The sequence below is a fragment of the Meridianimarinicoccus aquatilis genome, assembly GCF_004358675.1.
Lineage (GTDB): Bacteria > Pseudomonadota > Alphaproteobacteria > Rhodobacterales > Rhodobacteraceae > Meridianimarinicoccus > Meridianimarinicoccus aquatilis.
The window spans coordinates 51,287-77,014 of record NZ_SMZO01000007.1 but is presented as its reverse complement, the minus strand read 5'-3'; the positions used below and the strand labels follow the sequence as shown (position 1 = coordinate 77,014).

The window sequence follows — 25,728 nt, the reverse complement described above, 5'->3', positions numbered from 1 at the left end:
GGGCCACGCACATCTGTAAGAAGAACGGCGGCACGCTCTGACATGTCAGAGCGTGCCGTCTTGATCACTCGGTTGGCTGCGATGCAGGCGACGTAACGCCGTCTTCAAGGGCCTTCATTTCAGCCATCAAAGCATCCCGTTCCGACCTCGCTTGCTTTACCAGTGGAACCACACTTTGACCCCATAGGTCCAAAGCGATGTTGTAATATCGGATCGCGTCTTCGTTCCGTCCAATTGCTTCGTAGAGGCGGGCCAAATGATATTGCACTGTCGGGTCGTTCGGCAGGCCATCAGCCGCCGGTTCCAGGTTTTCTTGGGCATCATCCAAGTTACCAAGGCGATAAGCAATCCAACCGTAAGTATCTTGGAATGCAGGGAAGTCCGAACCGCGCAGACGTCGCGCAATGACAAAGGCACGCTGGAGGCTTTCGTCGTCATCACGGTAGGTCGTAATCATGCTGGCCAAGTTGTTGGCAATGATCGTTGAATTGGTATCGTCTTCGTACAGCTCTTCGTAGAGGGCGATCGCCTCATCAATCATGCCTTGCTTCTCTGCCAATCCTGCCTTTATCCACCGCAGGTTAGCCGATTTCGGCAATGCGACGAGGGACTCGTCCACGATGCTCATCGCATCTTCGATCTTGCCCTCGCGCACCGCTGTCGCGACCAGCGCGCGCCATACGGCTTCAATGCTCGGATCCTGAGCCAAGATATCGCGATACGTGGCACGAGCCGCGTCAAAATTCCCCTCTGTTGCGGTCAAAGCGGCATTCAGAAACAAGACGCCAACGCGATCTGGGCTTTCCTCCGGTGTGTCCCGAAGCAGATCGTTCATGAAGCTCCGCGCTTCTTCGACTTCACCGTTCGCCAGTCGGGTTCGGATAATAGCTGTTTGAGCAACAAGGGCCGATTGCCCTTCTTTGATCATGTTCTGCATCAATTCGATGCTTTCATCCGTCCGCGACGACCGTTGGAAGATAGCGGCTTGAACGCCATTGGCGAGAGCTGCCCCCTCGTCCGTTCCCAGCCCTCTTAGCGCTTGAACGACCTGACCTGCACGAGAGAGGTCATTCAAAGCCAAATACACTTCGGACAAACTGCGCAGCAGGTCAATATTTGCCGGCGACAGGCGCAAGGACTGAAGAAGCACGTCTTCAGCGCCAAGATATTTTTCGTCAGCAATCAAGAAACGGGCATATCTGAGCGACTCGGTCGGTGCAGCGTTGGACGCTTCAACTGCCAAGGACAGGCTTTCCGCCATCAGTTCCCTATTGCCGCCCCGTTCGTAAGCGCGAGCCAACAATGTGATTGTTTCAGGATCGCTTGCTTCTTGATCAAGGGCAGTACGCAATGCAAGGACGGCATCCCGAACTTTGTCCTCTTCGATCAACCAGTTCGCATGCAGTTTCAACGCACTCTGATCATTCGGATCTTCAGCCAAGACCTGGGCAACAATTTCTTGAGATCTTTCTTTTTCACCAGTCGCAAGCAACATGCGCGCAAGCGTTGTCTGGAGATTGCGAATTTCGTCGCTACTCTCTTGATCCCCGATCAGTTCTTCCACCTGAGAAATGGCAACTTCTCGCTCACCCTTATCAAAAAGCAAGCTCGCCTTGAGAAGTCGGAACGTCATGTCATCAAGACCTTCTTCGATAAGAAGATCGACATCCTCAAGCGCCCTGTCGACACCATAAACTTGGTTCAAGAATTGAATGAGGGCCAAGCGCGGCGGGATTTCATCACCGGAACGCTCAATCAAACGCCGCACAAAATCTTCTGCACCCTGCGCGTCGTCGTTTGCCAAATACCACCGAACCAAAGCTGTGCGGACTTCCCGGTTCTCGGGAAAGCGTTCGACCATATCGCGGAGATGCGCGCCCAAGCCGACCATGTCTTCTGATTGTGCCAAAAGAGACAATTTGATCTGGTTGAACTGGCGGTTCAATGGATCAATTGAAATCGCACCTTCAACTGACTCAAGCGCCTCGTCCAAGCGACCCTGCCGCATCAGGGAATCGAGAACGATCTGTTGCGATAGAATATCACTGGGATTTTCGCTCAGCAGAGCCTCGGCACGTTGAGAAATCGCCTCGAGCGCTTCTGGATCGGCGTTTCGCCGGGCTTCGCTATACTCGACGGACAACAGGATTGGCTGCAGTTCTTTGTTATCAGGTTGCAGCAACTTTGCCGCATCCGAGTGGACTTTGGCTTGGTCCCACGCGCCAAACGAGGTGGCTAGTTCGGCAAGCTTGAAACGCGCATCGAAGTCTTCCGGGAACATCTCGGCGACTAGAATATAATGCGAAAACGCTTCTTCAGTTCGCCCGTCCTCTTCGAGAATTTTTGCGAAGAGCTTTCGCGCCTCGAGGTGCTCTTCATTCAACTTGAACACACCGCGCAGTTCGACAAGAGCGCGATCAACTTCGCCGCTTTCGTTCAGCTCCACAGCGTTTTGGTATTTCGCCTCGGCCTTGTCTTCCACTGTCTCGCAAGCGGACAACAAGAGAGTCGAGCCAAGCAGGGCTGCCAAGAGGGTTTTTGATGCAATCTTCATAATGGATCCCAGCGTATGTAAGGCACTTTATCTTCTATGTACGTATAGACCTACCAAAAAGCAAAGAGGCCCGGAGTTTCCGAGCCTCGTTTTCTTACAAGACAATCATAGGGTCATCAGTGTTTCTTACGAACAGGTTAATCAGACACCGTGTGCGAGCCGGAAACTAAGCCTTAAACACCGGTTCCACGCAGCATGACACGGACCGTCCGCAAAATGATCGACACATCACTGCCAAAACCAACCAGGCGATAGTAATCAGCATCAAATTGAGCACGGGCAGCGAAAGACGTATTATTGCGGTCACCAACCTGCCACAGACCTGTAACGCCGGGTCGCAGAGCGTAGTAAGCTTGGCCTGGATAGAGTTCGCGCTGAGACAACATCATGGGGCGGGGGCCAACAACGCTCATATGACCCAGAAGAACATTCCAGAACTGCGGAAGCTCATCCAAGGAGGTGCGGCGAATGACCCGTCCGACAAGAGTGATCCGGGGATCGTGCCGCAGCTTTTGTGTGGTTTCCCATTCAGCGGCAGCGTCAGGGTTGGATGCCAAGTAGTCTGCAAGCTTCCGGTCTGCGTCTTTCACCATAGACCGCAGCTTGAGCATGGGAAAACTGCGACCACCACGACCGACGCGCTGCTGAACATAAAACGGTGATCCGCCATCCAGCATGACCATAACTGCCAGAATCAAAACCACTGGAAGAACAAAAAGTGCCGAGACCAAGACGAAGGCCACGTCGAAACCGCGCTTGATAACATCCCGATAGAGGCTGTCCCGTGGCGTGTAATCGACCAGTTCCGATATTACATTGGAGGAATTCGGGAAATGTGCTGTCACAAGAACCTACCTTTAGTTAACCACGCTCAAACACCAGAAGGGTACGAACGACGTATACCCAGAGCAACAAAATCGACGCGAAGCTCACCGAACTTCAAAGTCAAACTATCCTTAGCATGTAAAACCAATGTGTTTCAACATTTCAGAAGCGCGCTTCAGATTTTAGGTAAATGAAGCAAGTCATTGTTGAAAAAGGAAAAACCTGAACTTTTCATCAAATGAAGCAAAAAGCAGACGCAGGGATTAACGTACTTGCCGGTCATTCAGGCATCATTTTGTAGGTCTACGCATACATTTGAGGCAACTTCGAACTCGCGCTATGCGAGAAAATCAGCTTCCATGATTCTTGAGCCGCCTGTGTGGCGACATTCCCACACACGCTGTCTTGCGGCGATGCGCACTTTGCATACAATTAAGCGTTGTCATTTAATCGGCTTTCACTGAGCACCGTTTTGCGAGTAAAGACGCTGGTGAGTGATTGGTGAGTGAGAGTCTTGTGCCTTGCAAAGGCATCTTTGGCGGCGTTCTGAGTTTTCCGCGCCGGATTGTAGGAACATGAATACAACAGCCCCTGTCGATATTTACAATTCGTTCTTCGGGTTTCACGAACGACCCTTTACCCTAGTGCCCGATCCAGATTTCATTTTTTGGTCGAAAACTCATCGGCTTGCCTACACGATGCTTGAGTATGGCGTGCTCACGCGGTCGCCAATAACGGTCGTCACGGGAGAAATTGGCGCCGGTAAAACCACGCTACTCCAACACCTGCTCAAGACCCTTCCCGAAGACGTCGTTGTCGGCCTCATTTCAAATGCACAAGGTGACCGCGGCGAGCTTTTGCAGTGGGTGCTTCACTCTCTTGGTGTCAGATTCGATCCGGCGGCTTCTTATGTGAGTCTGTTTCAACATCTACAGGACTTTCTGCTTGAGACGTATGCGAACGGCAGAAGAGTCATCTTGATCATCGACGAGGCTCAAAACCTCAACGTGAACACGCTTGAAGAGTTGCGCATGCTGACCAACATCAATTCGAACAAGGATGAGTTGGTACAACTCGTCCTGGTCGGGCAGCCTGAGCTGCGGGAGTTGATTTTGCGCCCGGAACTGAAGCAGTTCGTGCAACGTGTTGGATCTAGTTTTCACCTCACCGCCATGAATCGCGACACTGTCGGTGCATACGTTGCGCACCGTCTGCACGTCGCCGGTGGCACGGGACGAGAGATTTCTGATGATGCCCTCGACATGATCCACGATTTGACTGGGGGCGTCCCGCGTCTCGTGAATCAAATTTGTGATCTCGGGCTCGTCTACGCATTTTCTGCGGAAGAACATATGGTGACCAAAGAAACCATAGAAAGCGTGTTGGGGGATGGTGTGTTTTTTGGGGCTGCAAGTCTGAACGGAGGCCAAGCAAATGAAGCTTGATCTGAAATACTACTTTTCGATTTTTTTGCGTCGCAGCCCCTATTTTATCGTCGTGGCAGCTCTGTTTGCATCGATTGGCCTGACAGTCGCAATCATTCTCCCGGCTGAATATGAAGCGAAGGCAACGTTGCTCGTGGAATCGGAACAGATCCCCGAGCGGCTTGCGAGTTCGACCGTGAACACAGGCGCAAACGAGCAACTGCTCATTATTCAACAGCGCCTTCTGTCACGAGAGAACCTTCTTGACGTGGCAAACCGGCTTGATCTGTATCCACCTGATGAAGAGGGCGTGCGTCTTTCGGCCTCGAGCATTGTTCAGGACATGCGGGACCGTGTAACATTCTCCCAAAACAGCACGACAGCCTCGAAGCGTGGCCCTGAAACGTCGACGATCATGACGATTTCGTATCGAGGAAAGCGTCGGCAAACCGTTGCCGAGGTCACCAACGAGTTTGTGACGCTTGTGCTTCAGCAAAATCTGGAACTCCGGACAGAGCAAGCCTCTGATACACTGGCTTTCTTTCGGCAAGAAGTTGATCGGCTTGGCGGGGAACTTGACGCCCAAAGCGTCCGTCTTATCGACTTCCAAAACCAAGTTGGCATGGCGGTTCCTACCAATTTATCGTTCCTCCGCACCCGCTTGGATGATTTGCAAACCCAACGCAGCACGAATCGCCAAAGCATCCTTGACCTTGAGGAACAAAAGAAGCGGATCGAAGCCATTTTTCGTGTGACGGGCGACATCAATGCGAGCGCGGCAGGCTCTCCGCTTGAGCAGCAACTCAAAGCCGCACAAGACGAACTGAACAATGCGCTTCTGGTGTTCTCACCAACCAACCCCCGGGTAACAATGCTCAAGGCACGTGTTGCCCAAATCGAGCAGCAGCTCAATGGCGCTGTGGAAACGCCCGAAGACGATGCGGATGAGCAAGACTCAGGAAATGAACCAAACGTGTTGGACGGCGAGCCCCGCAACGAACGCGAAGTCCGCTTCCAGGCAGAGATGGACAACATCGACCGCCGCATTCAAGAGATGCAGGCCGAAATTGAAGTTTTCTCCGCCGAGATCGCAGAAATCGAGGAGCAGATCAGCGACGTTCCTGCGAATGGCGTGACACTGGCAAAACTTCAGCGGGACTTTGACAACATTCAAGGCCAGTACAACCAAGCTGTTAATCGCCTTTCTGTTGCTGCCACTGGTGAACGTATCGAGCTTTTATCGAAAGGACAGCGGACATCGGTGATCGAACAGGCGACCCCACCTGAGCGCCCGACCAAACCGAATCGCCCATTGATCGCGGCTGCCGGTGCGGGTTTTGGTGTGTTCGCAGGTCTGGCGCTGATCGTCCTGATGGAGTTCCTTAACCGCTCCATCCGTCGACCTATGGAGCTTACTAACAGACTGGGCATTACGCCGTTTGCTGTGCTTCCTTACATCCGCACGCATCGCGAAGTCGCCCTTCGGCGCACTGTTATCTTCGGGACCGCAGGTGTGTTGATTGTACTGGTGCCGCTTAGTCTGTTCGCAATGCACTCTTTTGTTTATCCGCTCGATACGATTATCGAGTCTTTGTTCAATCGCGTTGGACTTTCGGTGATAGGATGAAACATATCCTGTCCACAGCCGCAGCGTATGCAATGTTTTTCGAGGTGAATTGATGGAACGACTTCAAGAGGCCCTCAGCCGCGCCCGAGACAAGCGCCAAGAATCCGGAACAGCGGTGCCACGCACGCCTGCCGAAAAGGCGCGGGCAGTAACGCCCCCCACCTCGGCAACGCCAGCGGTCCCATCGAACGCCTCTTACGCGTGGCAGTCATTGCCGCAGTTCATGCCCAACGAAAAACTGCTCAAAAACAATCGGGTCGTGTCCTATTTCGGGGGTCACGCGGCGCAACCATTCGACATGATGCGCACAAAGCTTCTGCAGCAAACCAAGGCGAATAATTGGAAACGCGTGGCGGTCACATCTCCGACCGCGAAATGCGGTAAGTCCACGGTCACCGCAAACTTGGCTTTCAGCCTCGCTCGCCAAAGCGAGTTGCGCGTGTTGGTCATTGAAATCGACATGCGTCGCCCCGAGATCGCCAACATTCTTGGCATCAAAGAAAATTTGGCGTTCGAACGGGTGCTGAGCGGGCAAGAACCGGCCGAGGCGCATATGGTCGCGTATGGAAACAACCTTGCCTTCGGCACCAATCGGGTGCCCAGCGCAAATTCTTCGGAAATCTTGCACAGTGCGTTCGCTCGCGAGCAACTCATTGCCGTCGAGAAGAAGTTTGAACCTGATCTCGTGCTCTTCGATGCGCCGCCAATTCTGGCAAGTGATGACACCATCGGATTTCTGGACTTTGTCGACTCTGCAATTCTTGTCGCCGCGGCGGAAATGACATCGATCGACGAGGTCGATATCACCGAGACCGAGATTGCGACGGCTACCAACGTGATGGGCGTAGTCCTTAATAAGACACGCTATAGCAAAAGCACCTATGGGTACGATCAGTCCTATTACTGATCAGATACCGAACCGATAACTCGGGCCTCCAAGGACAACGCTCCTTTGGAGCCCTGAGCGGCAAGAAACTGCTGAGTGACAGGTCTCCCTTGCTCGTCGGTCGTTAGCCACCCGAGTGGAACACGCTGAAGCTCCTGTACACGGCCTGTCTTGGTCCATGTTCGGGTGACACTGACAATTTCACCCTCTTGATTGCGCCGTATCTGATCACGCCAGTCCTCAACCGGCCAGATCAATGGATCTGCGTACGGATCTTCCGGTCTTGTCGGCGCATAGCCCAAACTGTGGAGTTCCAGTTCCCCATCCGGATTCGGCCGATAGTCCCTTTCCTGAAATGTGGGAAACAGAATTGAAATCATCGCTGGGGCAGAGATATGTGCCCCGTTATCCGCAAAAACCGCGATATCTACACGCGGGCTCGTCATGGGGTTTGTCGACGAAAGTGCAAATCGATCATGCCACTTTATGTCGATATCCGCGACAGTGCCCGACCCGTCCTGGGGCGTGATCTGGATCTTTTCGGGGTCTCCCTGAAGGACAGCCCAATGAAACTGTAAGGGACGGTTGTTCGGATCCTCTGTTTTTGCCGCACTTACGGTAATCCTCCGCGTATGGTCAAAGCTTCGCCATGCACGCGCGACGGCCGATGGCGTGGTGAACAGCACCTCACCAATATTCCCCGGAAGATAGTCCACCGCCGGGCGCGCCTTGAAATCGGACACCATGCTGATCTGGACCATTGGGGGAATCGTGTCAGGTGTAATAGAATTGGCAAACCCAACTGCCGCACCATGCCGAAGTTGGTTGGAGTGGAACACAGGTGGATGCGCGCGTGGGGACACGTAATCAGTATCGTTTCGCACCCCAGCCAATGTCCTGCGCAATATCATCTGTAATGTCGGAGCAAGAAGTTTCAGGTCGACCAAGCGGTCGAAGGTCGCGGGTTGCAGCGCAGCAGTCGTCAGCAACAATGCTTCGACAAAAGGCTGATCTCGATAAGACGACCCTTGCGACAACATGAAATAGGGCGCCGAGGCGAACAAACGGTCCCCTGTATCAGCGTCATAGTCCCGATGTTCCGGATAGACGTACATCTGATTAGATGTGTAGAGCCGGTAGCTACGCAATGCACTCGCCTGATCCCCAAGCGCAAGTCGACCCAAACTGCGGGCAATCGGTGTGCGGGTCAGCGCCGTCGAGGAATTGCCAATCGTGGGCAGCGAGAACATAAACTGACCCGCAACTCCATTGTGCTGCATCCGAGATGTGAAAGCTTCGTCATACCGTGTGCGGGACACTTGCGGAAACGCCATTTCCTGAAGATCAGAATGCCCTCGATCTCTATTGTCATAAAGTACTTGGGACAGTCCGGCGGCATTACCCGCGGCATCGATACGCCGCAACAAACCCGCTTCCGGCCGTGTATTGTTAGGGTCGATCACCGGCAGGTCTTCTCGCCCAGGTTCCGGCAGCAAAAAAACGTCTATGGCACCAGTCATGGGATCGCGCCGGGTATTTGACGGGGTAACAGGCGCAAGACCATCCTTGATCACCGCAGGGGTCACCGTGCTTTGAACCTGCACCCCGGACGTGGCCGCGACAGCTTCGGAAGCATTTCCGCCCACCTGCCCTAGGGCCACAGTTGGGGCAAGAAGCATGTAAAACCCAAGGACAGCAGCCCGCATGTGGTTCCCTTTGGTTGCGCTTGTTGCGTGATACTGTGCGCAGCCGTGCGCCCGAACAACCCGGAATTAATCGAGTTGGGGCAGATTTTCCAAACAGAATCTGAACAAGTCGTCCCGCAACCAGGCTCTAACGAACCCGAAAGTGCGGCGGCGCAATGTTGCAAATGAAGGAACCTGATATGGCCGACCTGTATTCAAATACCACACCCGGACTGACGTCACCGGCGATTGACGGCAACATGATCGTGCCAAGCGACGCAGCAGACCTGCCTCATGTGACACGGGCGATCTATGTCGGCACAGCGGGCGAAATCCAAGCCGAGCTTGCATCGGGCGTAACCGTCAGTTTCATATCCGTTCCTGCCGGCACAATGCTGCCCCTGCGTCTGCGGAAAATTCTGTCGACCGGTACAACAGCCGGTGATTTGGTAGCACTTTGGTAACGACCGGCCCATCCTGAAATGAAAGCCCCGTCAAACGCGCCGGGGCTTTTGCTGTTCAAGCCTCGGCTACCTTGTTGTCGGGACCACGGCACTCTATGTCGAGTGCATGAGACGCTTTATCCCCTTTGTGAAAAAACCCGCGCGCGTCGCGGTGGTGCGATTGGCCGGTATGATCGCATCAGGCGGACGTTCGGGCTCTATCAACGACGAATCCGTTGCCCCTATGCTGGAAAAAGCATTTCGGCGCGGCAAGCCCTCGGCGGTGGCGTTGATTATCAATTCGCCCGGCGGAAGCCCCGTACAGTCCTCTCTCATCGGGGCGCGGATTCGCCGCCTCGCAAAGGAGACGGAGATTCCCGTTCTTGCCTTTGTCGAAGACGTCGCTGCGTCTGGCGGATACTGGATCGCTTGTGCAGCCGATGAGGTCATCGTCGATCCAGGGTCTATCGTTGGCTCCATCGGTGTGATCTCGGCATCGTTCGGCGCGCATGAGTTCATCACTCGGCAAGGCATCGAGCGCCGCGTTTACACGGCTGGCACTTCGAAAAGCATGTTGGACCCCTTCCGCCCGGAACAACCAGAAGACGTGGCCCGACTGCGTGTCTTGCTTGACGATCTGCACGGCACATTCAAAGATCACGTCACAGAGCGACGCCAAGACAAGCTTCCTGAAGATCGCGATCTGTTTACCGGCGAGGTCTGGATTGGCAAATCCGCAATAGAAGTAGGGCTCGCAGACAGCATCGGTCATGTGGTGCCGGTGATGAAACACCGCTTCGGCGATGAGGTTCGCTTCCTGCGCTACGGGATGAAACGGAGTTTGTTCCAGCGTTTTGGCGCTTCAGTACTTGGCGACGCGCTCGCCCACGCAGAAGAACGTGCCCTGTACGCGCGTTACGGCCTGTAAGTGTTGATAAAGATCGTCAGCCTGTTCCTGATTGGAATGGTCGCATTGGCAATGTTCGGGCGGCTTCGCATGCCTGGGCCACCGCGACTGACATCAAAAAAATGCAAGTCTTGCGGACGACCACGAATTGGCCGCGGACCCTGCCCGTGTGAACATAAAAGGTCTTAGGAATGGATTGGATCTATGTCGCCCTCGGGCTGACAATCCTGCTGCTTGCAGGGGATGCTTTGGTGAAAGGCGCGGTGAACCTTAGCCTTCGGCTGGGAATACCGGCCTTGATCGTCAGTCTGACGATCGTTGCGCTTGGCACATCCGCTCCGGAACTTCTTGTTTCCGTCCAAGCGGTCCTGCGGGACGCACCGGGCATTGCATTGGGCAATGTCGTTGGGTCCAACACCGCGAACATTTTGTTGGTTCTGGGCATTCCCGCTCTGATGAAAGGGCTGTCGACGGGAGAGTCCGACACACGGCACAGCTACATTTTGATGATGGGCATTTCTCTTGTGTTCATCGCGCTATGCGTCACCGGCCCTCTTACGTGGTGGCATGGCTTTGTTCTTTTGGCCTTACTCGTATTGATGCTGACTGATCAGTTCCGCCGCGCACGTACTCACCGAAGGCTTGGCGCATCCTGCACCGCGGCTGAAGAAGACCTTGAAGGCGCAGACCCGCAAATGCCCGCGTGGAAAATCGCTCTGTTTCTGGTGCTGGGCCTGATCGGGTTGCCGCTTGGCGCAGACCTCTTGGTGGATGGCAGCGTGGACATCGCGCGCGACTTTGGAATTAGCGAAACGGTGATCGGCCTCACTCTTGTGGCGCTAGGGACCTCTGCCCCTGAACTGGCGACAACCGTGATGGCCGCCTTGCGCAATCAAACGGATGTGGCGCTTGGCAATGTGATTGGTTCAAATATCTTCAACCTCGCTGGGATTATAGGGATCACCGCATTGGTCGGGCCGATCCCGGTCGATGCAGAGTTTCTTCGTTTTGACCTGTGGGTCATGCTCGGCGCGTCCGCATTGATCGCCCCGTTCGTTTTTCTTGGATGGAATGTCAATCGTCCCGCCGGGGCCGTGTTGACCCTTGCATATCTGGGCTATCTCTCTCTCCTGCTTGTGTAAGGAGGACGCGACGATGGACGGCAAAGCTTTGGTAACCGGCGCAGCGCATCGGTTGGGGCGCGCCATGGCGCTCGCACTTGCAGATGCCGGGCTGGATGTGGCTGTCCATTACGCAAGCTCGGGCGAGGCAGCGCACACCTTGGTTGACGAGATTCGCTCCAAAGGTCGGCATGCGGTCGCGCTTCAGGCCGATTTATTGGACGAGACGCAGACCACACCGCTTGTGGATCGAGCCGCAGACACGCTTGGCGGGCCACTCACAGTGCTGGTCAACAACGCGTCGATCTTCGAACGCGATACAATCCAAACCGGGACCCGTGAAAGTTGGGACCGGCACATCGAAAGCAACCTGCGCGCGCCTGTGGTGCTGACGCAAAGCTTTGCCACTCAAGTTCCACCAACTACCACCGATGCAGCCGGAGAGCCAAAAGCAAGCGGGCTTGTCGTCAACTTGATCGACCAGAGGGTTCACAAGCTTACACCCGATTTCATGAGCTACACGATCGCAAAGATGGGCCTTTGGGCGTTTACACGCACCGCTGCACAAGCTCTTGGACCAACGATCCGGGTCAACGCCATTGGCCCCGGGCCCACGTTGCAGGGGGCGAAACAAACCGCAAACCAATTTTCCGATCAGCGACGAGCGACTATTTTAGAACGTGGCGCGAACACAGACGACATAACAGCAGCCTTGCTGTACTTTCTGCATGCACCTGCTGTAACGGGACAAATGCTGGCAATTGATGGCGGCCAACACCTTGCGTGGCAAACCCCCGATGTGCAGGGCGTGGAATAGGCAACATACCAGAGTTTTACACCTTTCACGGTAGGGTCATGTTTCCTTTACAAAAAAGTCATTCGTTTCAGTCCGCTACCGCAGGCATATAAAAATAACTAGCAATTACAGAGACTTAAAAACGCGCCTAAAAATTGGGCACCCCGGCGAAGTGCCGTGTTCTTAACGAAAAATCCGGGTATCCCAAAACTTACCAACAGAGTTATCCACAGAAACCGTGCATATGTTTTTACTTGAGCCTGCAACCCAAACCATGCTGGAAACCTGAGAATCGCGCTTACCCCGATGCCCTATGAGAACAATCCAAACCCACGCGACGAAACACCCGTTGAAGGCCCCCGCGGATACGAGTGCATTCAGTCCTATCTGAAAACGCTGGACGGCTCTCCCGGTGTCTACAGGATGCTCGATTCCGAAAGCAGGGTTCTTTACGTGGGCAAGGCGCGGAACCTGAAAGCGCGTGTTTCGAACTATTCGCGACCCTCTGGCGGGCATAGCGGGCGCATCACGCGGATGATTTCGGAAACCGCGTCGATGATGTTTCTGACCACTCGCACGGAAACCGAAGCGCTGCTTCTGGAACAAAACCTCATCAAGCAACTCAAGCCTCGCTATAATGTGCTTCTGCGCGATGATAAGAGCTTTCCCAATATTCTGGTCACCAAGGACCACGCCTTTCCGCAGATCCGAAAGCACCGCGGGCGCAAGGCATCGAAGGGCAATTACTATGGCCCCTTTGCAAGTGCCGGTGCCGTGAACCGAACGCTGAACCAGTTGCAACGCGTCTTCCTTTTGCGGACTTGCACCGACGCCACCTTTGAGACGCGTACAAGGCCCTGCCTTCTGTATCAGATCAAGCGCTGCGCCGCCCCCTGCACGGGTGAAATCGACAAACCGGCCTATGCCGCCCTCGTGGCAGACGCCGAACGCTTCTTGTCAGGAAAATCGACCCGCGTGCAGGAAGAACTGGCTGGCAAAATGGCCGAAGCTGCCGAAGCGATGGAATTTGAACGCGCAGCGGCCCTGCGCGACCGCATTCGCGCCCTGACCCAAGTCCAAAGCACGCAAGGCATCAACCCCCGCACCGTGGCAGAGGCGGACGTGATCGCGCTTCATATGGAAGGGGGGCAAGCCTGTGTTCAGGTGTTCTTCATCCGCGCCAACCAGAATTGGGGCAATCGCGATTTCTACCCTCGGACCGGCGCGGGGGCAGATGCTGCCGAAGTGCTCGAAGCGTTCATCGGGCAGTTCTACGGCGACAAGCAGCCTCCTCGGCTTTTGTTGCTGTCCAACGTGATCGACAACGAAGACCTGATGACCGAAGCGCTCAGTCAAAAGGCCGAACGCAAGGTTGAGATTGCCGTTCCACAGCGCGGCGAAAAAGCCGAATTGGTGGCTGGCGCGGCCCGAAATGCCCGTGAAAGCCTTGCCCGCAAAATGGCTGAAAGCGCAACACAAACCAAATTGTTGGCTGGTCTTGCCGAAGCCTTTGATCTCCCTGCCCCGCCACAGCGCATCGAGGTATACGACAACAGCCATATTCAAGGCACCAATGCCGTCGGCGGAATGATCGTCGCCGGACCAGAAGGGTTGATGAAAAACGCCTATCGCAAATTCAACATAAAAGGCGTGGATCTGACACCGGGCGATGACTTCGGCATGATGAAAGAGGTTCTCACGCGCCGCTTCGAACGGCTGATGAAAGAAGATCCTGATCGCAGCTCAGGCACCTGGCCAGATTTGTTGCTTATTGACGGCGGCGCAGGACAGGTCAGCGCAGTGGCGGGGATCATGGCAGATCTCGGTGTAGACGACATCCCGATGGTTGGTGTTGCCAAAGGCGTTGACCGGGATGCAGGCAAGGAAGAGTTTCATCGCACCGGCAAACGGCCCTTCGCCCTGCGCCACAATGATCCGGTGCTCTATTTCGTGCAACGACTGCGAGACGAAGCGCACCGATTCGCCATCGGCGCGCATCGTGCCCGGCGGGCACAGGCCATAAGCGCCACGCCACTTGATGACGTACCGGGTGTCGGTGCCGGGCGTAAAAGGGCCCTCTTGGCACATTTTGGGTCAGCAAAGGCGGTCGCCGGTGCAAACCTTGTCGATCTGAAAGCAGTCGATGGCATTTCGGACAGTTTGGCCGAAGCGATCTATGACTTCTTTCACGCCAACTGACGTCCCGAGGGACCACGCGAACAACCCGCTGCAACCTGTTGCATTCCCATGACTACAACTTCAAATCCGAACTTGTTCGCCAAAAATCGCTTTTTCAGCGAACCTTGCTGTGCGTAACTTCCACAAAAGCGCAAAGGTAGCTTTGCGACGACACCAATTGAAAGGCAGTGACCATGCGATTCCTCTTCGGCCTGATGGCCGCCCTGATGCTCGCAACCATGAGCCAGGCACAGACCTACAACCTTGAGGTTGGCGATGTTCTGGCTATTGAAGTGCTTGAAGATGCAAGCCTAAACCGCAATACGCTTGTGCTTCCCGATGGCAACATTTCCTTTCCTTTCGCAGGCAACGTGCGCGCAGCGGGGCGTACAGTATCTCAGGTGCAGCAATCCCTGATCACCGCATTAGCGCCAAATTTCGCAACAGCGCCCACAGTCTTCGTGTCGATCAACCAATTGAACTCGCCGCCAAGTACAGGTGGCCGGGACATCACGATTTACGTCATCGGTGAGGTGAACAACCCTGGCGAAAAGGAATTGGAAAAAGGCACAACATTCCTTCAGGCGCTTGCTTCTGTTGGCGGCTTTACGTCGTTCGCCGCAACCAAACGCATTCAGCTGCGCCGCACAGATCCAAGCACCGGGCAGGAAGCCGTTTACTCCTTCAATCTGCGTGCCGCAGGCGATGGCGCCAAAATTTCCGGCAACGCGACGTTGCTTGATGGCGATGTAATCTTGGTGCCTGAGCGCCGTCTGTTCGAGTGACGGGAGCGCCAGCCGTGGGGCTAATCAGATTTACTACCGGAGCCGTGATACTAAGCAGTATCGCGGCGCCGATCGTTCATGCACAGGAAGCCGACCGCGCAGTACGGTCCGCTTTCATTTCGTCCGATCTGGAATTCAACGACAACTATGACCTGCGCCGCGATTCCCTTGGAAACGCGCTTTTGTGGACCACGACACTCGGCTTCGGGCTGTCGACATTCACACCTGTCGATCGACTAGACCTAAGCGCAGAAGGATCTGTTCGCGCCGCCGATCTTCCCTCAAGGGATGACGACGTTAGTGCCGACAATCCTATCGTGCGGTTGGATTATGACCGCACAATCGATGACAACAACATCCGTTTTGGCTTTGTTGCCCAACAGGCGGATGTGGACTTTTTTGATCCACTCTCGGATGTCGATTCGGATGGTCGGTTTGATGATACAACCGGTGGCGGAACGCGGCGCAGCCTGCGCGCAAATGCCGGGTTCGACTTCAACGAAGACGGACCAGTCAGTTTGGGCGCGTATGCGCGCGCCTTTGACATTGATTACACCGACAACACTGACCCGGATGTGTATGATCGCCAATCATTCACCGGCGGGGCTGAAATCGGATTTCGCCTTTCTCAAACCCTCCGGTTCACGACCGGCGGCGAATATCGTCGCGAGCAATATGAAGATAGCGACAATCTTGATCGCGAAACCCGCCGCGCCGACGTTGGAATCGACGCAAGCATCAATCCCGCTTTGTCGATGCGTGGCCGCCTTGGGTATTCCCGTGTCGAAAGCAATCGCGACAGCGGCACGACAATCGAAGAAGGTGTCGTTGGCGATTTGAGCCTTATCTCGTTGGATAAACGGGGGGAGACACGCGTTGGCGGCTTCGTCGATGTCGATGAGAACGGCCAAAGGTTTACGTTTTCGGTGGGCAAACTGGTGAACTGGGACAACGCGTCGTTGGATGCCGATTTGGGCGTGTCAACGAACGAGGATACCGATCTGCGCTTTGTCGGCAACATAGACTATACGCTACAGGGCCGTGACAATGAATTGAGCCTTGGGCTGCGACAGTCTGCATCAACCGACGAAGATGGTCGCAACGTTCTTTACACGTCCGGTCGTGTGAATTTCATTCAGCTTTTGACAGACGTCTCTTCCTTGGGTCTGGCCGTCGACGGCGGCTTAACCCGATATGAAGATGGGGCAAGCGACGATTCGGATCGGCTGAATGTGACCGCCCAGTACAATCATGCGCTGACCCAAGATTGGAACATGAACATGGGCTATCGGTACAGGCAGGCCAACTCGGACAGCAACGGCTTTCGCGAGTCCAACGCTGTTTTCGTCGGCGTCTCGCGCGACTTCTTGAGCGCGCGTTAATCAATTAGCTTTCCGTTAAACGGCATTGACAACAATGCGTGTAGAGGCCGCTTTTGCTCATGCAAATTGCGGCCTCTTGGTGTATTGATGCTGCCAGTTGAAGCCACCAAGGTGTATCCATGAGTGTTCAGGACAATGTAAGTCGACCCGTGATCTCGATAGGCTCTCTTCCCGTCAACCCGATGGGGCTGGGGCTTTTTGTGGCATTGTTGGTCTGCACGATAACAGTCTTTCAATTCGGCCTTGCGTCCCTTCTGACGGAATGGTCGACCCCTGAATACAGCCATGGTCCGCTGATCCCGCTGATCTCCCTATACCTTTTCCTGCGCGAATTGCGTCAGGCTCCGGCGGTCGATCCTGCTGCGCCAGTTAACCGCTGGCCCGGCGTTCTTGTTCTTGCCTTTGGTCTTGCAGTTGGCCTGATCGGCAACCTTGTTCAGATCCCCGACATTACTGCATACGCCTTTATTGTTTGGGTCATGGGCGTGGTTTTGATTGGCTTTGGCTGGGAGCGCGGGCGGACACATTGGCCCCCCGTACTCCACCTGATCTTCATGCTTCCGCTGCCCCAATTCATGTACTGGCAGCTGACAATCTTCCTGCAAGGTGTGTCTTCGGTGATCGGCGTCTGGTTTATTGAGCTGGCGCGAATCCCGGTCTATCTTGATGGAAACATCATCGACTTGGGTGTGTACAAACTGCAGGTGGCCGAGGCCTGCTCTGGTTTGCGGTACCTGTTCCCAATCCTGTCCTTTTCGTACCTGTTTTCGATCCTCTACCGCGGGCCGCTCTGGCACAAAGCCGTTCTTCTTCTGTCGGCCGCACCGATCACTGTTTTCATGAACTCGTTTCGAATCGGTGTTATCGGTATTCTCGTCAACCATTACGGGATTGAGCAAGCGGAAGGGTTTCTGCATTTCTTCGAAGGTTGGGTGATTTTTCTTGCCTGCGTCGGGATCTTGTTTGTGATGGCGATTGCCATGCAACGGCTGACCCCCAATCCATTGCCACTGAGCGAGGCGATTGACCTTGATACAAACGGCCTTGGCCCTATCGCTGCGCGCATCCTGAACATCAAGCCAAGCTTGGCAATGGTTTGCGCTGTGGTATTTGGCGCAGCAATGTCCATCACGTTGATCCTGTGGCCCGCGCCGCCGACAACTTTGCCCGACCGCACCCCGTTCATGCTTTTCCCACGGCAAATCGACGGAAAATATGCCGCCTTCCAATCGCTTGATCCCGAAGTGGCTGCGACCTTGGCAGCAGATGATTACGTTTCGGCAAACTATCAAGCCGGGAGCGACCCCACAGTGAACGTCTTTGTGGCCTATTACGACGACCAGACCAATGGGGGTGGCATTCACTCTCCTGAAGTGTGCCTTCCGGTTGGCGGTTGGGAAGTGTTTAGTATTGATCCCTACGAGGTCAGCTTCCCGGACACGGTCTATGGCGACTTTACGTTGAACCGGTCGGTCATCCAAAAAGGAGTGAACAAACAGCTCGTCTATTACTGGTTTGAACAACGCGGCAAGCGTATGACCAACGATTTCCTTACCAAGCTGGTTGTGGTTTATGACAGCTGGACTCGCGGACGACGCGACGGTGCCATAATTCGGTTCGTAACACCGATCGGAACCGGCGAGACCGAACAAGAAGCAGACCAACGTGTGCAAGCCTTCATGGCGGAAGCATTGAAAGTCATGCCACGATACGTGCCAGAGTAAGGGGACCGTCATCCATTCCGATCCTGCAACGGCTGCTTTAGTGCAGCGAAAACCGCGCTTCCTCTACGGAAAAATACCACTTACCGTCATCATTCTGATTGTGCTGAATGCACTGCCGGAAGTGATACTTTTTGGGGCTGACCACGGGGTCTGGGCCACACCAGACCTGCGGTCAGCCGCGTATCGGATCGGCGCCTTCTGGCAACCAATCCTGTTGGGGGCACAGCCAATCTTCCCGGCACAGCCGGTGACGATGTTCGGCACTTACGCCCTGCTCCATGGCGGCCCGGTGCATATGATCGTCAACATGATCGCCCTTGCCAGCTTGGGCACCGTGATTGTTGAAAGGGTGGGGCAAAAACGCTTCGTCATCATCTATGCGATTACCGCCTTGGGCGGATCGGTTGGTTTCGGACTGTTATCCACCAGCAGTGCCCCAATGGTCGGCGCATCGGGTGCCTTGTTTGGCCTGCTTGGTGTATGGGTCTGTTGGGATTACCTAGACCGGCGCTATTATGGCGATCCGCTTTGGGTCACACTCCGCGCCGTTGCTTTCCTTGTTCTCTACAACCTCGTTTTTTGGGTTCTGCTCTCTGGCAATCTGGCTTGGGAAACGCATTTCGGCGGGTTCATCGTTGGATGGCTTCTGGCCGTCTATCAAGGGCGCAGCGTGCTGGAACAAAGCCGCAGGCGCAGGTTTGGCACCGACAAAGGCAATGTGGACTGAGCAGCGCTCTAACGGCGCCGCATTAGCACCGAACTGACAACAAACAACGCTGTTGCTGTGGCCACAATGGTGGGGCCAGTCGGTGTGTCGAACTGATACGACATGGCAATGCCGCCCATCGTAGCGACCGCACCACAAAGCGCTGCCAGAACAGCCATCGCTTCGGGGGTGCGGGCGAACGGGCGCACAGTGGCCGCAGGCACAATCAGCATGGCGGAAATCAACAAAGCGCCCACCACTTTCAACGCAACCGCAACCACCAGCGCCAGTGCCAGCATCAAGATCAGGTCCTCGCGCCGCGCATCTACCCCGCTGGCCCGCGCCAAATCGGCATTGAGTGTCGCAATCAACAGCCCCGACCAGCGCCAGGCCAACAAGCCGACCACAATCACCGCCCCGCTCCAAATTACCGCAAGATCTACTTTGCCAACCGCAAGAATATCGCCCAGCAACAGGCCCATCAGATCCACGCGCGCACCGGGGAGCAGCGACACAACCACCAGCCCAACCGCGAGACCGCCATGGGCAAACACCCCAAGCAATGTATCCACCGGCGCGCCCCGCGCCGACAGCGCCGACACCGACACGGCCAGCACCAGCGCAACCGCCAGCACCCCGGCAAAGATGGAAATCGACATGGCTAGCGCCAGCGCCACACCCAGCAGCGCAGCATGGGCCGTCGCATCCCCGAAATAAGCCATCCGCCGCCATACGATGAAGCAGCCCAGCGGCCCCGCAGCCAGCGCGACGCCAAGCCCTGCCAAAGCCGCGCGGATCAAGAAGTCATCAAGCATCGCGCGCCGCTCCGCTGTTGTGCTTGATCCCTTTACCGCCGCTATGACCGCCGTCGGCGTCATGGGTATGATCATGCGTGTGATCGTGGTCAGGTCCGCAGGCGCCCGCCTCGTCATGCGCATGATCGTGCTCATGCCGATACAGGGCCAATGTTCCTTGCGTCCCGACCCCGAACAGCGCGCGGTATTCTGGCGCGCTGGCGACAATTTCGGGGGTGCCATGGCAGCAGATATGCCCGTTCAGGCACACGACCCGGTCAGACGCGCTCATCACCACATGCAGATCGTGACTGACCATCAGAACACCGCAGCCAAGCCTGACGCGCAGGTCCTCGACGATGCGGTAAAAGGCGGCTGTACCCGGTTGGTCCAAACCGCGTGTCGCCTCATCCAGAACCAGAATATCAGGGCGCATCAGCAAAGCACGGGCCAGCAAGACCCGCTGGAATTGCCCGCCCGACAGCGATGTCATCGGTTGCCGCGCGACATCGTCCAGACCGACCATTGCCAGCGCTTCGGCCTGTTCAGCCCGGCTATGGCGCTGCGGCAATGCAAGAAACCGGCCCACCGGCATCGGCATCGTCGCATCAATATGCAAAGACTGCGGCACATACCCGATCTTAAGCCCCGGTGCACGGATCACCGCCCCTTGATCCGGGGTCAGCGCGCCGATCAGCGTTTGCATCAGCGTTGACTTCCCAGACCCGTTCGGCCCCACGACCGTCACAATTTCACCCCGGTCGACGCGAAAATCCACATGGTCCAGAACCACGCGCCCGCCCCGCGCAAGGCTCACGTCACGCGCCTCTATCAACGCGGAATTTCGGGCAGCGGGCATAGCAGACTCCACGGGGCGTAAGAGATAGGGAACAGCGCGTGTTGTCCCGCAGGACGCCGCCAAAGTCCACCGCATTTGACACCGGCAGGCGACGCCGCGCATCGGGCCGACAATGGCCTTATGCACAGAAATTTGGATTTTGCTCAGAAAACCGGCGCTACGTAACCTAGGGTCCAAAACCGCATCTCAGGATCAAAATATGACTTGAACCGAGGGTAACAACCGTTAACAAAAAGTTGATGATTTGTCGAAGGCCTTTGTGGTGCAGAGGTCGGCCCGTTTTAAACTTGGAGGATTCAAACATGAAGATTTTTACCACCGCAGCGCGCGCTGTGGCTTTTGCAGGGGTCGCCTTGACGGCTCTCACAACTGCCGGATCCGCAGGCACGATCACCGGCGGCGCGCTTCTGGACGACGCAGGCGCAACCCAACTTGAGACTTGGCTGGGCTTCGGTGATCTTGATTTCACCAGTGTCTGGTACGGCACCACTGGCGCGACGGCGGCCAGTTTTCACGCCGCGGCGGACGGGGCCGGGCCGACGATTTCGATCTATGACATGATCCTGACAAACGGCGACCGGGTAAAGATCGGCGGATATACCACGGCAAGTTGGGCGGGCAACACATACAAATTTGACGCCGCCGCGTTCATTTTCAACCTGACCACCGGCGAGATGCAGGAGCAGATCAATGGTATTTATTATGGGTTTTACTCCATTTACGCTGGAGTCAGTTACTTCCCAACCTTTGGTGGTGGCCACGATATATATGGCGGAGCTGGTACGCTTGGCGGCAATTCCGCGTACACTTATTCTTACACATACGACCACACCCAAGGCCAAATCGGGTATGCCGGGGATACCGGGGCCTACGCTGGCGACTCCGGATACAGCTACTACGGGCACACAGTTAACGCCCTCGACGTTTACACATTTGCAGCCGCCGCGCCGCCGACGGCCACAATCCCGCTGCCAGCCACGGGGCTGATGCTGTTTGGCGCCCTTGGCGGCATCGGCGCCCTGCGCCTGCGCCACAAAGCCTGACCTTCACGCACAGCACGCCGTCAACGCCCGCTTTCCTCGCAAAGCGGGCGTTTTTTGATCAGGTGCCACAGGCAGAACTTAGGCGCGCGTCTCAGCCCGCCGCTGGCCCGCCATTGCCCAGATCAAAGATCTTGCCGGGATTCATGATGTTATCCGGGTCGATGCCGCGCTTGATCGCCCGCATCATGCCCAACGCTTCCGGCCCCAATTCGCGCGCCAGATACGCCACCTTGCCCTGCCCGATCCCATGCTCGCCCGTGCAGGTCCCGTCGTGGTCGATGGCCAGATCGTTCAGCCAGCTGACGAAGCCCAGCGCGCGCGCCGTCTCGGCCACGTCTTCATGGTCGAATTGCAGGCACATGTGGAAATTCCCATCCCCCACATGACCCAACACCGGCACCTGAAACCCAAGCCGCGCCGCTTCGCTCTGCGCTTCGGTCACGCAGGCCGCCAAATGCGAGATCGGCACACACACATCCGTGGACACCGCCTTCAGCCCCGGTTGCAACGCCAGACACGCCCAATAGGCATCGTGCCGCGCCTGCCACAGCTTGGTGCGCTCTTCGGCATTCACCGTCCACACAAAACCAGAGGCATCAAACTCTGCTGCGATCTCGCCAAAGGTGGTGGCCTGCTCTTCGACACCGGCGTCAGAGCCATGAAATTCCAGCAATAATATCGGCGCAACTGGCAGGTCCAACCCCGAATAGGCGTTCAGCGCCTGCACCGTCAGCGCATCAAGAAGTTCCATTCGCGCCACCGGCACGCCGTATTGCAGAACCGCAATCACCGCATTGCACGCCGCCTCGACCGTCGGGAACGAACAAGTCGCCGCTGATATCGCCTCGGGAATGCCATGCAGCCGCAAAGTCAATTCGGTGATCAGGCCAAGCGTCCCTTCAGAGCCGACCATAAGCCGCGTCAGGTCATACCCGGCCGACGTCTTGCGCGCCCGGTGCGCGGTCGTCACCACTTCGCCAGACGGAAGCACGGCTTTCAAGCCCAGAACCGCGTCGCGCATCGTGCCATACCGCACCGCGTTGGTGCCGGACGCCCGCGTGGACGCCATGCCCCCAAGGCTCGCATCCGCCCCCGGATCGACAGGAAAGAACAGGCCCGTGTCGCGCAAATGCACGTTCAGCGCCTTGCGCGTGATCCCCGGTTGCACCGTGCAATCCATATCTTCTGTATGAACCGACAGAACCTTGTTCATGCGGGCGAAATCCACGCTCACACCGCCAGCGGGCGCATTTACATGCCCTTCCAGCGACGTGCCCGCACCAAAGCCAATCACTGGCACCCGGTCTGCGGCGCACATCCGCACCAGGGCCTGCACCTCTTCGGTGCTTTCGGGCCAGACCACCGCATCGGGGGCCTGCGTCGCCATGAACGAGGCCGTGTGCCCGTGCTGCGCACGATGGGCCGCACCGGTCTGACAGCGATCCCCGAACAGCACCTTCAGCTCAGTCACCACGCGGGCAACCGCGGCTTCGTCGCGGGGAGGCAACGCAAGATCATAGGCCATCTGCTATCCCTCCAGATCACCGTGTATCGCGAACTGCTCTATCCCGGCGGCTTGCGGCTCGATGAAACGGTACGCTTCGTTGACCCCCGCTGGCGTCAGCTCGCGCGCAACGGTCAACAGCGTATTGGGGTCATGCTCATCACACAGGGCGGCCATCTGTGCCAGTTCCTCATAGGCCACGGGCAAGGCCAACTCGACAGAAGGGGCGCCGTACATCGTGACGAAATGCTGGGCCAGGGCGGCGGCAAGCGCGTCCAATTCGCCCTCTTCGACCTGCGTGACCGCAACAAAGGTAACCCGGCCAAAGGTTTCCACCCCAAGCCATCCGTTGGCAAAGGCTTGCCGCGCCTTGCCTGTCAAATCCGCCTCGGACCAGTCCGAAAATTCAAACCCGCCTGAAATGCACCATTCGCCCGTGCGCGCAGGGCTGTGAAACACGTTTCGATCACTTTCGTCGAAATGAATCGCACGGGCCAATTTCATTGCGTTTCCTCCAGCAGGGCCGTCAGGGGTACACCCACCGTACCGGCCTCTTGTTTCAGTAGCATCCCAAACTGGTCATCAACGCCCAGAAACACACCATCTTGCCCGGCCACCGGGTCGCCAATGCCATGCACCAGCCCAGACCACTCGGCATGAAGACCGCGCAGATCGCCGTCCGCCCAACGGTTGATCCAGACCAGCGTATGCCGCACCCAGGCTTCCAGCAACAAAACCGGGTCAACGTCTGCGCAGCCCTCGTCGAACAGGTTCGTGTGGTCGGGTGTGGTCCCCGGCGCAGCCGACGCGCCCATCATCGCAAGCTCCAGCCCGATCACCAACCAGCCCGGCACCGCGTGCGGGGCCGAAACGTCCGATGCCATGCGCAATCGCCCGGCGACCGCTCCGTTGATCCGAAGCGCCCCGCCCCATTCCAAATGCACCGCGACCTCGGGCGGCGCGTGGGCGCCAAAGGCGTTTTGAAACCCAACACCGCAAAGCGGCAGCATCACGGCAGCGTCCGCCAAAGGCACCTCGGGCGCAAAGACGATGGCCGCAGACAGCCGGTCGATTTGCAAATCGAACAGAACCAAACCGGCATCCACACCAGCACGCGCCTGCGCGCAACCCGTGGCAAACGGGTCAGGGTCCGCAAGTCCGCGAAACAGCGGCGGGAAAACCGGCGCGGGGCCGTTTTGGGCCTGCTCGGTCATGCCCGGCCTTCATCCACCAGACGGCGGGCGAGGGCGCGGAACGTCTGCGCCTGCTTGCTGGCCGGTTTGCTCACCACGATGGGGGCGCCCCCGTCAGATGCGATCCGTGTGTCCAGATCCAGCGGCAATTCTGCCAACAACGGTACACCCAGTTTGGCCGCCTCTGCCGCAACGCCGCCATGGCCAAAGATATGCTCTTCGTGACCGCATTCGGTACAGACATGGGTGGACATGTTTTCAATCAACCCGAAAATCGGCGTCTTCATCTGATTGAACATGTCGATGCCCTTGCGCGCGTCGATCAGCGCCACATCCTGAGGCGTGGACACCACAATAGCCCCGTCCACTTTCGCCTTCTGGCACAGGGTCATCTGCACATCGCCCGTCCCCGGCGGCAGGTCTACTATCAGAACATCCAGCGCTCCCCACTGCACTTGTGTCAACATCTGTTGCAGCGCGCCCATCAGCATCGGCCCGCGCCACACAACCGCCTGATCTTCATTCGCCATCAGGCCCAGCGACATCATCGTGACGCCGTGGTTACGCATAGGCAGGATGGTCTTGCCATCCGGGCTCGACGGCCGCCCCGACACGCCCAACATGCGCGGCTGGCTGGGACCATACACATCGGCATCCAGCAATCCAACGCGCCGCCCTTCGGCAGCAAGCGCACAAGCGAGGTTGGCAGAAACCGTGGATTTCCCCACCCCACCCTTGCCGCTGGCAATCGCCAGAATGCGGTCAATGCCCGGCACCTGCTGCGGTCCGGCGGGCTCCGCCTTGCGCTGCGGCTTCAGGTCCGGCGGCGCGGCGGGGGCGCTGTGCGCGGTCATCACAACCGATACCGCCTCTACGCCCGGCAATGCGCCAAGCTTCGCTTCGGCGTCTGCCTGCACCGCCTCATAGGCTTTCGCCTGCGACGGTGCGATTTCCAGAACGAACCGCACCTTGCCATCCGTCACGCTCAGCGCACGCATGGTGCCAGATGCGACGATATCCGTATCCGTTACCGGGTCGGCGATACCCTTGAGCACCGCCAGAACCTCGTCCCGTGTGACAGCCATTCAGCCTTGTCCCTTGATGGTGCCCGTAACCACGTGCTCCAAACCCAACTCAGGAATGCTGAGCACGACTTTCGCCTCAAACGGGCCAGCGCCTTCTGCGCCGCGCACCGCCTCTTCGATGGCCTGCTGCGAGGTCACGCCAACCTGTTTCAGAAACTTGCGCATGCTCATGTTGAAGTCGTCATCGCTCATCGTGATCTTCTCCGT

The 25,728-nt window shown here is 56.7% G+C and carries 23 protein-coding genes; 13 read left to right on the top strand and 10 right to left on the bottom strand.

The genetic code is table 11. The features are described from left to right. Nucleotides 1-64: 64 nt before the first annotated feature. Both E2L05_RS04810 and E2L05_RS04805 read right to left on the bottom strand, forming a co-directional pair. Nucleotides 65-2,554 (bottom strand): tetratricopeptide repeat protein, encoded by a 2,490-nt coding sequence (locus tag E2L05_RS04810; protein ID WP_133341754.1) that lies wholly within the window; start codon nt 2,552-2,554, stop codon nt 65-67. A 173-nt stretch (nt 2,555-2,727) separates the two neighbouring features. After that, nucleotides 2,728-3,399: a sugar transferase gene (locus tag E2L05_RS04805; RefSeq protein WP_243721871.1), complete on the bottom strand. Its 672-nt coding sequence runs from the start codon at nt 3,397-3,399 to the stop codon at nt 2,728-2,730. A gap of 555 nt (nt 3,400-3,954) precedes the next feature. Between E2L05_RS04805 and E2L05_RS04800 the strand changes: the two genes are divergently transcribed. The 3 genes from E2L05_RS04800 to E2L05_RS04790 are packed head-to-tail and all read left to right on the top strand — an operon-like array spanning nt 3,955 to nt 7,337. Further along, nucleotides 3,955-4,824 (top strand): ExeA family protein, encoded by an 870-nt coding sequence (locus E2L05_RS04800; protein WP_133341753.1) that lies wholly within the window; start codon nt 3,955-3,957, stop codon nt 4,822-4,824. Then, nucleotides 4,814-6,430, top strand: coding sequence for a GumC family protein (locus E2L05_RS04795; RefSeq protein WP_133341752.1), 1,617 nt, complete (start codon nt 4,814-4,816; stop codon nt 6,428-6,430). The genes E2L05_RS04800 and E2L05_RS04795 overlap by 11 nt, the downstream gene beginning before the upstream one ends. A gap of 52 nt (nt 6,431-6,482) precedes the next feature. Then, nucleotides 6,483-7,337, top strand: coding sequence for a CpsD/CapB family tyrosine-protein kinase (locus tag E2L05_RS04790; protein ID WP_133341751.1), 855 nt, complete (start codon nt 6,483-6,485; stop codon nt 7,335-7,337). Here E2L05_RS04790 and E2L05_RS04785 read toward each other — a convergent pair. Next, nucleotides 7,331-9,022 (bottom strand): hypothetical protein, encoded by a 1,692-nt coding sequence (locus E2L05_RS04785; RefSeq protein WP_133341750.1) that lies wholly within the window; start codon nt 9,020-9,022, stop codon nt 7,331-7,333. The genes E2L05_RS04790 and E2L05_RS04785 overlap by 7 nt on opposite strands. Before the next feature lie 179 nt (nt 9,023-9,201). Between E2L05_RS04785 and E2L05_RS04780 the strand changes: the two genes are divergently transcribed. The 9 genes from E2L05_RS04780 (at nt 9,202) to E2L05_RS04740 (ending at nt 19,064) form a co-directional block, all read left to right on the top strand. Then, nucleotides 9,202-9,465 carry a spike base protein, RCAP_Rcc01079 family gene (locus tag E2L05_RS04780; RefSeq protein WP_133341749.1) on the top strand — a complete coding sequence of 88 codons (264 nt, stop codon included), beginning with the start codon at nt 9,202-9,204 and terminating at the stop codon, nt 9,463-9,465. 106 nt (nt 9,466-9,571) lie between these two features. Then, nucleotides 9,572-10,372 (top strand): S49 family peptidase, encoded by an 801-nt coding sequence (locus E2L05_RS04775; RefSeq protein WP_133341748.1) that lies wholly within the window; start codon nt 9,572-9,574, stop codon nt 10,370-10,372. 170 nt (nt 10,373-10,542) lie between these two features. After that, entirely contained in the window at nt 10,543-11,493 is a 951-nt protein-coding gene (locus tag E2L05_RS04770) for a calcium/sodium antiporter (RefSeq protein WP_133341747.1), read from the top strand. A gap of 13 nt (nt 11,494-11,506) precedes the next feature. Further along, the gene (locus tag E2L05_RS04765; protein ID WP_133341746.1) at nt 11,507-12,289 is read left to right on the top strand and encodes an SDR family oxidoreductase; all 783 of its coding nucleotides are present in this window, start codon (nt 11,507-11,509) and stop codon (nt 12,287-12,289) included. Nucleotides 12,290-12,574: 285 nt separating this feature from the next. Next, nucleotides 12,575-14,467 carry an excinuclease ABC subunit UvrC gene (gene uvrC / locus E2L05_RS04760; protein ID WP_133341745.1) on the top strand — a complete coding sequence of 631 codons (1,893 nt, stop codon included), beginning with the start codon at nt 12,575-12,577 and terminating at the stop codon, nt 14,465-14,467. Nucleotides 14,468-14,640: 173 nt separating this feature from the next. Then, complete coding sequence (locus E2L05_RS04755) at nt 14,641-15,231, top strand: polysaccharide biosynthesis/export family protein (protein ID WP_133341744.1); 591 nt, start codon at nt 14,641-14,643, stop codon at nt 15,229-15,231. A gap of 44 nt (nt 15,232-15,275) precedes the next feature. Next, nucleotides 15,276-16,613, top strand: a complete 1,338-nt coding sequence (locus E2L05_RS04750) for a BamA/TamA family outer membrane protein (RefSeq protein ID WP_165971690.1) — start codon at nt 15,276-15,278, stop codon at nt 16,611-16,613. Nucleotides 16,614-16,732: 119 nt separating this feature from the next. After that, nucleotides 16,733-18,337, top strand: a complete 1,605-nt coding sequence (gene xrtD / locus E2L05_RS04745) for a VPLPA-CTERM-specific exosortase XrtD (protein WP_133341742.1) — start codon at nt 16,733-16,735, stop codon at nt 18,335-18,337. 40 nt (nt 18,338-18,377) lie between these two features. After that, nucleotides 18,378-19,064 (top strand): rhomboid family intramembrane serine protease, encoded by a 687-nt coding sequence (locus tag E2L05_RS04740; protein WP_243721870.1) that lies wholly within the window; start codon nt 18,378-18,380, stop codon nt 19,062-19,064. 8 nt (nt 19,065-19,072) lie between these two features. Here E2L05_RS04740 and E2L05_RS04735 read toward each other — a convergent pair whose 3' ends face one another. Then, nucleotides 19,073-19,858, bottom strand: coding sequence for a metal ABC transporter permease (locus E2L05_RS04735; RefSeq protein ID WP_133341741.1), 786 nt, complete (start codon nt 19,856-19,858; stop codon nt 19,073-19,075). Next, nucleotides 19,851-20,696: an ATP-binding cassette domain-containing protein gene (locus E2L05_RS04730; protein ID WP_208016227.1), complete on the bottom strand. Its 846-nt coding sequence runs from the start codon at nt 20,694-20,696 to the stop codon at nt 19,851-19,853. The genes E2L05_RS04735 and E2L05_RS04730 overlap by 8 nt, the downstream gene beginning before the upstream one ends. Before the next feature lie 302 nt (nt 20,697-20,998). Between E2L05_RS04730 and E2L05_RS04725 the strand changes: the two genes are divergently transcribed. Further along, nucleotides 20,999-21,739 (top strand): PEP_CTERM-anchored TLD domain-containing protein, encoded by a 741-nt coding sequence (locus tag E2L05_RS04725; RefSeq protein ID WP_133341739.1) that lies wholly within the window; start codon nt 20,999-21,001, stop codon nt 21,737-21,739. Nucleotides 21,740-21,830: 91 nt separating this feature from the next. Here E2L05_RS04725 and E2L05_RS04720 read toward each other — a convergent pair whose 3' ends face one another. From E2L05_RS04720 to E2L05_RS04700, 5 genes are read right to left on the bottom strand one after another with little or no spacing between them, the layout of a single operon-like run. After that, a complete protein-coding gene (locus E2L05_RS04720; protein ID WP_133341738.1) occupies nt 21,831-23,264 on the bottom strand; it encodes an FAD-binding oxidoreductase in 1,434 nt (477 codons plus the stop codon). 3 nt (nt 23,265-23,267) lie between these two features. After that, the gene (locus E2L05_RS04715) at nt 23,268-23,747 is read right to left on the bottom strand and encodes a DUF6505 family protein (RefSeq protein WP_133341737.1); all 480 of its coding nucleotides are present in this window, start codon (nt 23,745-23,747) and stop codon (nt 23,268-23,270) included. Continuing rightward, on the bottom strand, nt 23,744-24,457 hold the full coding sequence (locus E2L05_RS04710; RefSeq protein WP_133341736.1) for a biotin/lipoate--protein ligase family protein: 714 nt from the start codon (nt 24,455-24,457) through the stop codon (nt 23,744-23,746). The genes E2L05_RS04715 and E2L05_RS04710 overlap by 4 nt, the downstream gene beginning before the upstream one ends. Beyond that, a complete protein-coding gene (locus E2L05_RS04705) occupies nt 24,454-25,521 on the bottom strand; it encodes an Mrp/NBP35 family ATP-binding protein (RefSeq protein ID WP_133341735.1) in 1,068 nt (355 codons plus the stop codon). The genes E2L05_RS04710 and E2L05_RS04705 overlap by 4 nt, the downstream gene beginning before the upstream one ends. Continuing rightward, entirely contained in the window at nt 25,522-25,713 is a 192-nt protein-coding gene (locus tag E2L05_RS04700; protein WP_133341734.1) for a DUF6494 family protein, read from the bottom strand. Nucleotides 25,714-25,728 lie beyond the last annotated feature (15 nt).

Coding starts and splice junctions, on each gene's coding strand:
- E2L05_RS04770 (WP_133341747.1), top strand. CDS start 10,543: ATGGATTGGATCTATGTCGCCCTCGGGCTGACAATCCTGCTGCTTGCA.
- E2L05_RS04810 (WP_133341754.1), bottom strand. CDS start 2,554: ATGAAGATTGCATCAAAAACCCTCTTGGCAGCCCTGCTTGGCTCGACT.
- E2L05_RS04790 (WP_133341751.1), top strand. CDS start 6,483: ATGGAACGACTTCAAGAGGCCCTCAGCCGCGCCCGAGACAAGCGCCAA.
- xrtD (WP_133341742.1), top strand. CDS start 16,733: ATGAGTGTTCAGGACAATGTAAGTCGACCCGTGATCTCGATAGGCTCT.
- E2L05_RS04735 (WP_133341741.1), bottom strand. CDS start 19,858: ATGCTTGATGACTTCTTGATCCGCGCGGCTTTGGCAGGGCTTGGCGTC.
- E2L05_RS04785 (WP_133341750.1), bottom strand. CDS start 9,022: ATGCGGGCTGCTGTCCTTGGGTTTTACATGCTTCTTGCCCCAACTGTG.
- E2L05_RS04755 (WP_133341744.1), top strand. CDS start 14,641: ATGCGATTCCTCTTCGGCCTGATGGCCGCCCTGATGCTCGCAACCATG.
- E2L05_RS04720 (WP_133341738.1), bottom strand. CDS start 23,264: ATGGCCTATGATCTTGCGTTGCCTCCCCGCGACGAAGCCGCGGTTGCC.
- E2L05_RS04700 (WP_133341734.1), bottom strand. CDS start 25,713: ATGAGCGATGACGACTTCAACATGAGCATGCGCAAGTTTCTGAAACAG.
- E2L05_RS04775 (WP_133341748.1), top strand. CDS start 9,572: ATGAGACGCTTTATCCCCTTTGTGAAAAAACCCGCGCGCGTCGCGGTG.
- E2L05_RS04800 (WP_133341753.1), top strand. CDS start 3,955: ATGAATACAACAGCCCCTGTCGATATTTACAATTCGTTCTTCGGGTTT.
- E2L05_RS04725 (WP_133341739.1), top strand. CDS start 20,999: ATGAAGATTTTTACCACCGCAGCGCGCGCTGTGGCTTTTGCAGGGGTC.
- E2L05_RS04730 (WP_208016227.1), bottom strand. CDS start 20,696: ATGCCCGCTGCCCGAAATTCCGCGTTGATAGAGGCGCGTGACGTGAGC.
- E2L05_RS04780 (WP_133341749.1), top strand. CDS start 9,202: ATGGCCGACCTGTATTCAAATACCACACCCGGACTGACGTCACCGGCG.
- E2L05_RS04710 (WP_133341736.1), bottom strand. CDS start 24,457: ATGACCGAGCAGGCCCAAAACGGCCCCGCGCCGGTTTTCCCGCCGCTG.
- E2L05_RS04765 (WP_133341746.1), top strand. CDS start 11,507: ATGGACGGCAAAGCTTTGGTAACCGGCGCAGCGCATCGGTTGGGGCGC.
- E2L05_RS04795 (WP_133341752.1), top strand. CDS start 4,814: ATGAAGCTTGATCTGAAATACTACTTTTCGATTTTTTTGCGTCGCAGC.
- uvrC (WP_133341745.1), top strand. CDS start 12,575: ATGCCCTATGAGAACAATCCAAACCCACGCGACGAAACACCCGTTGAA.
- E2L05_RS04705 (WP_133341735.1), bottom strand. CDS start 25,521: ATGGCTGTCACACGGGACGAGGTTCTGGCGGTGCTCAAGGGTATCGCC.
- E2L05_RS04715 (WP_133341737.1), bottom strand. CDS start 23,747: ATGAAATTGGCCCGTGCGATTCATTTCGACGAAAGTGATCGAAACGTG.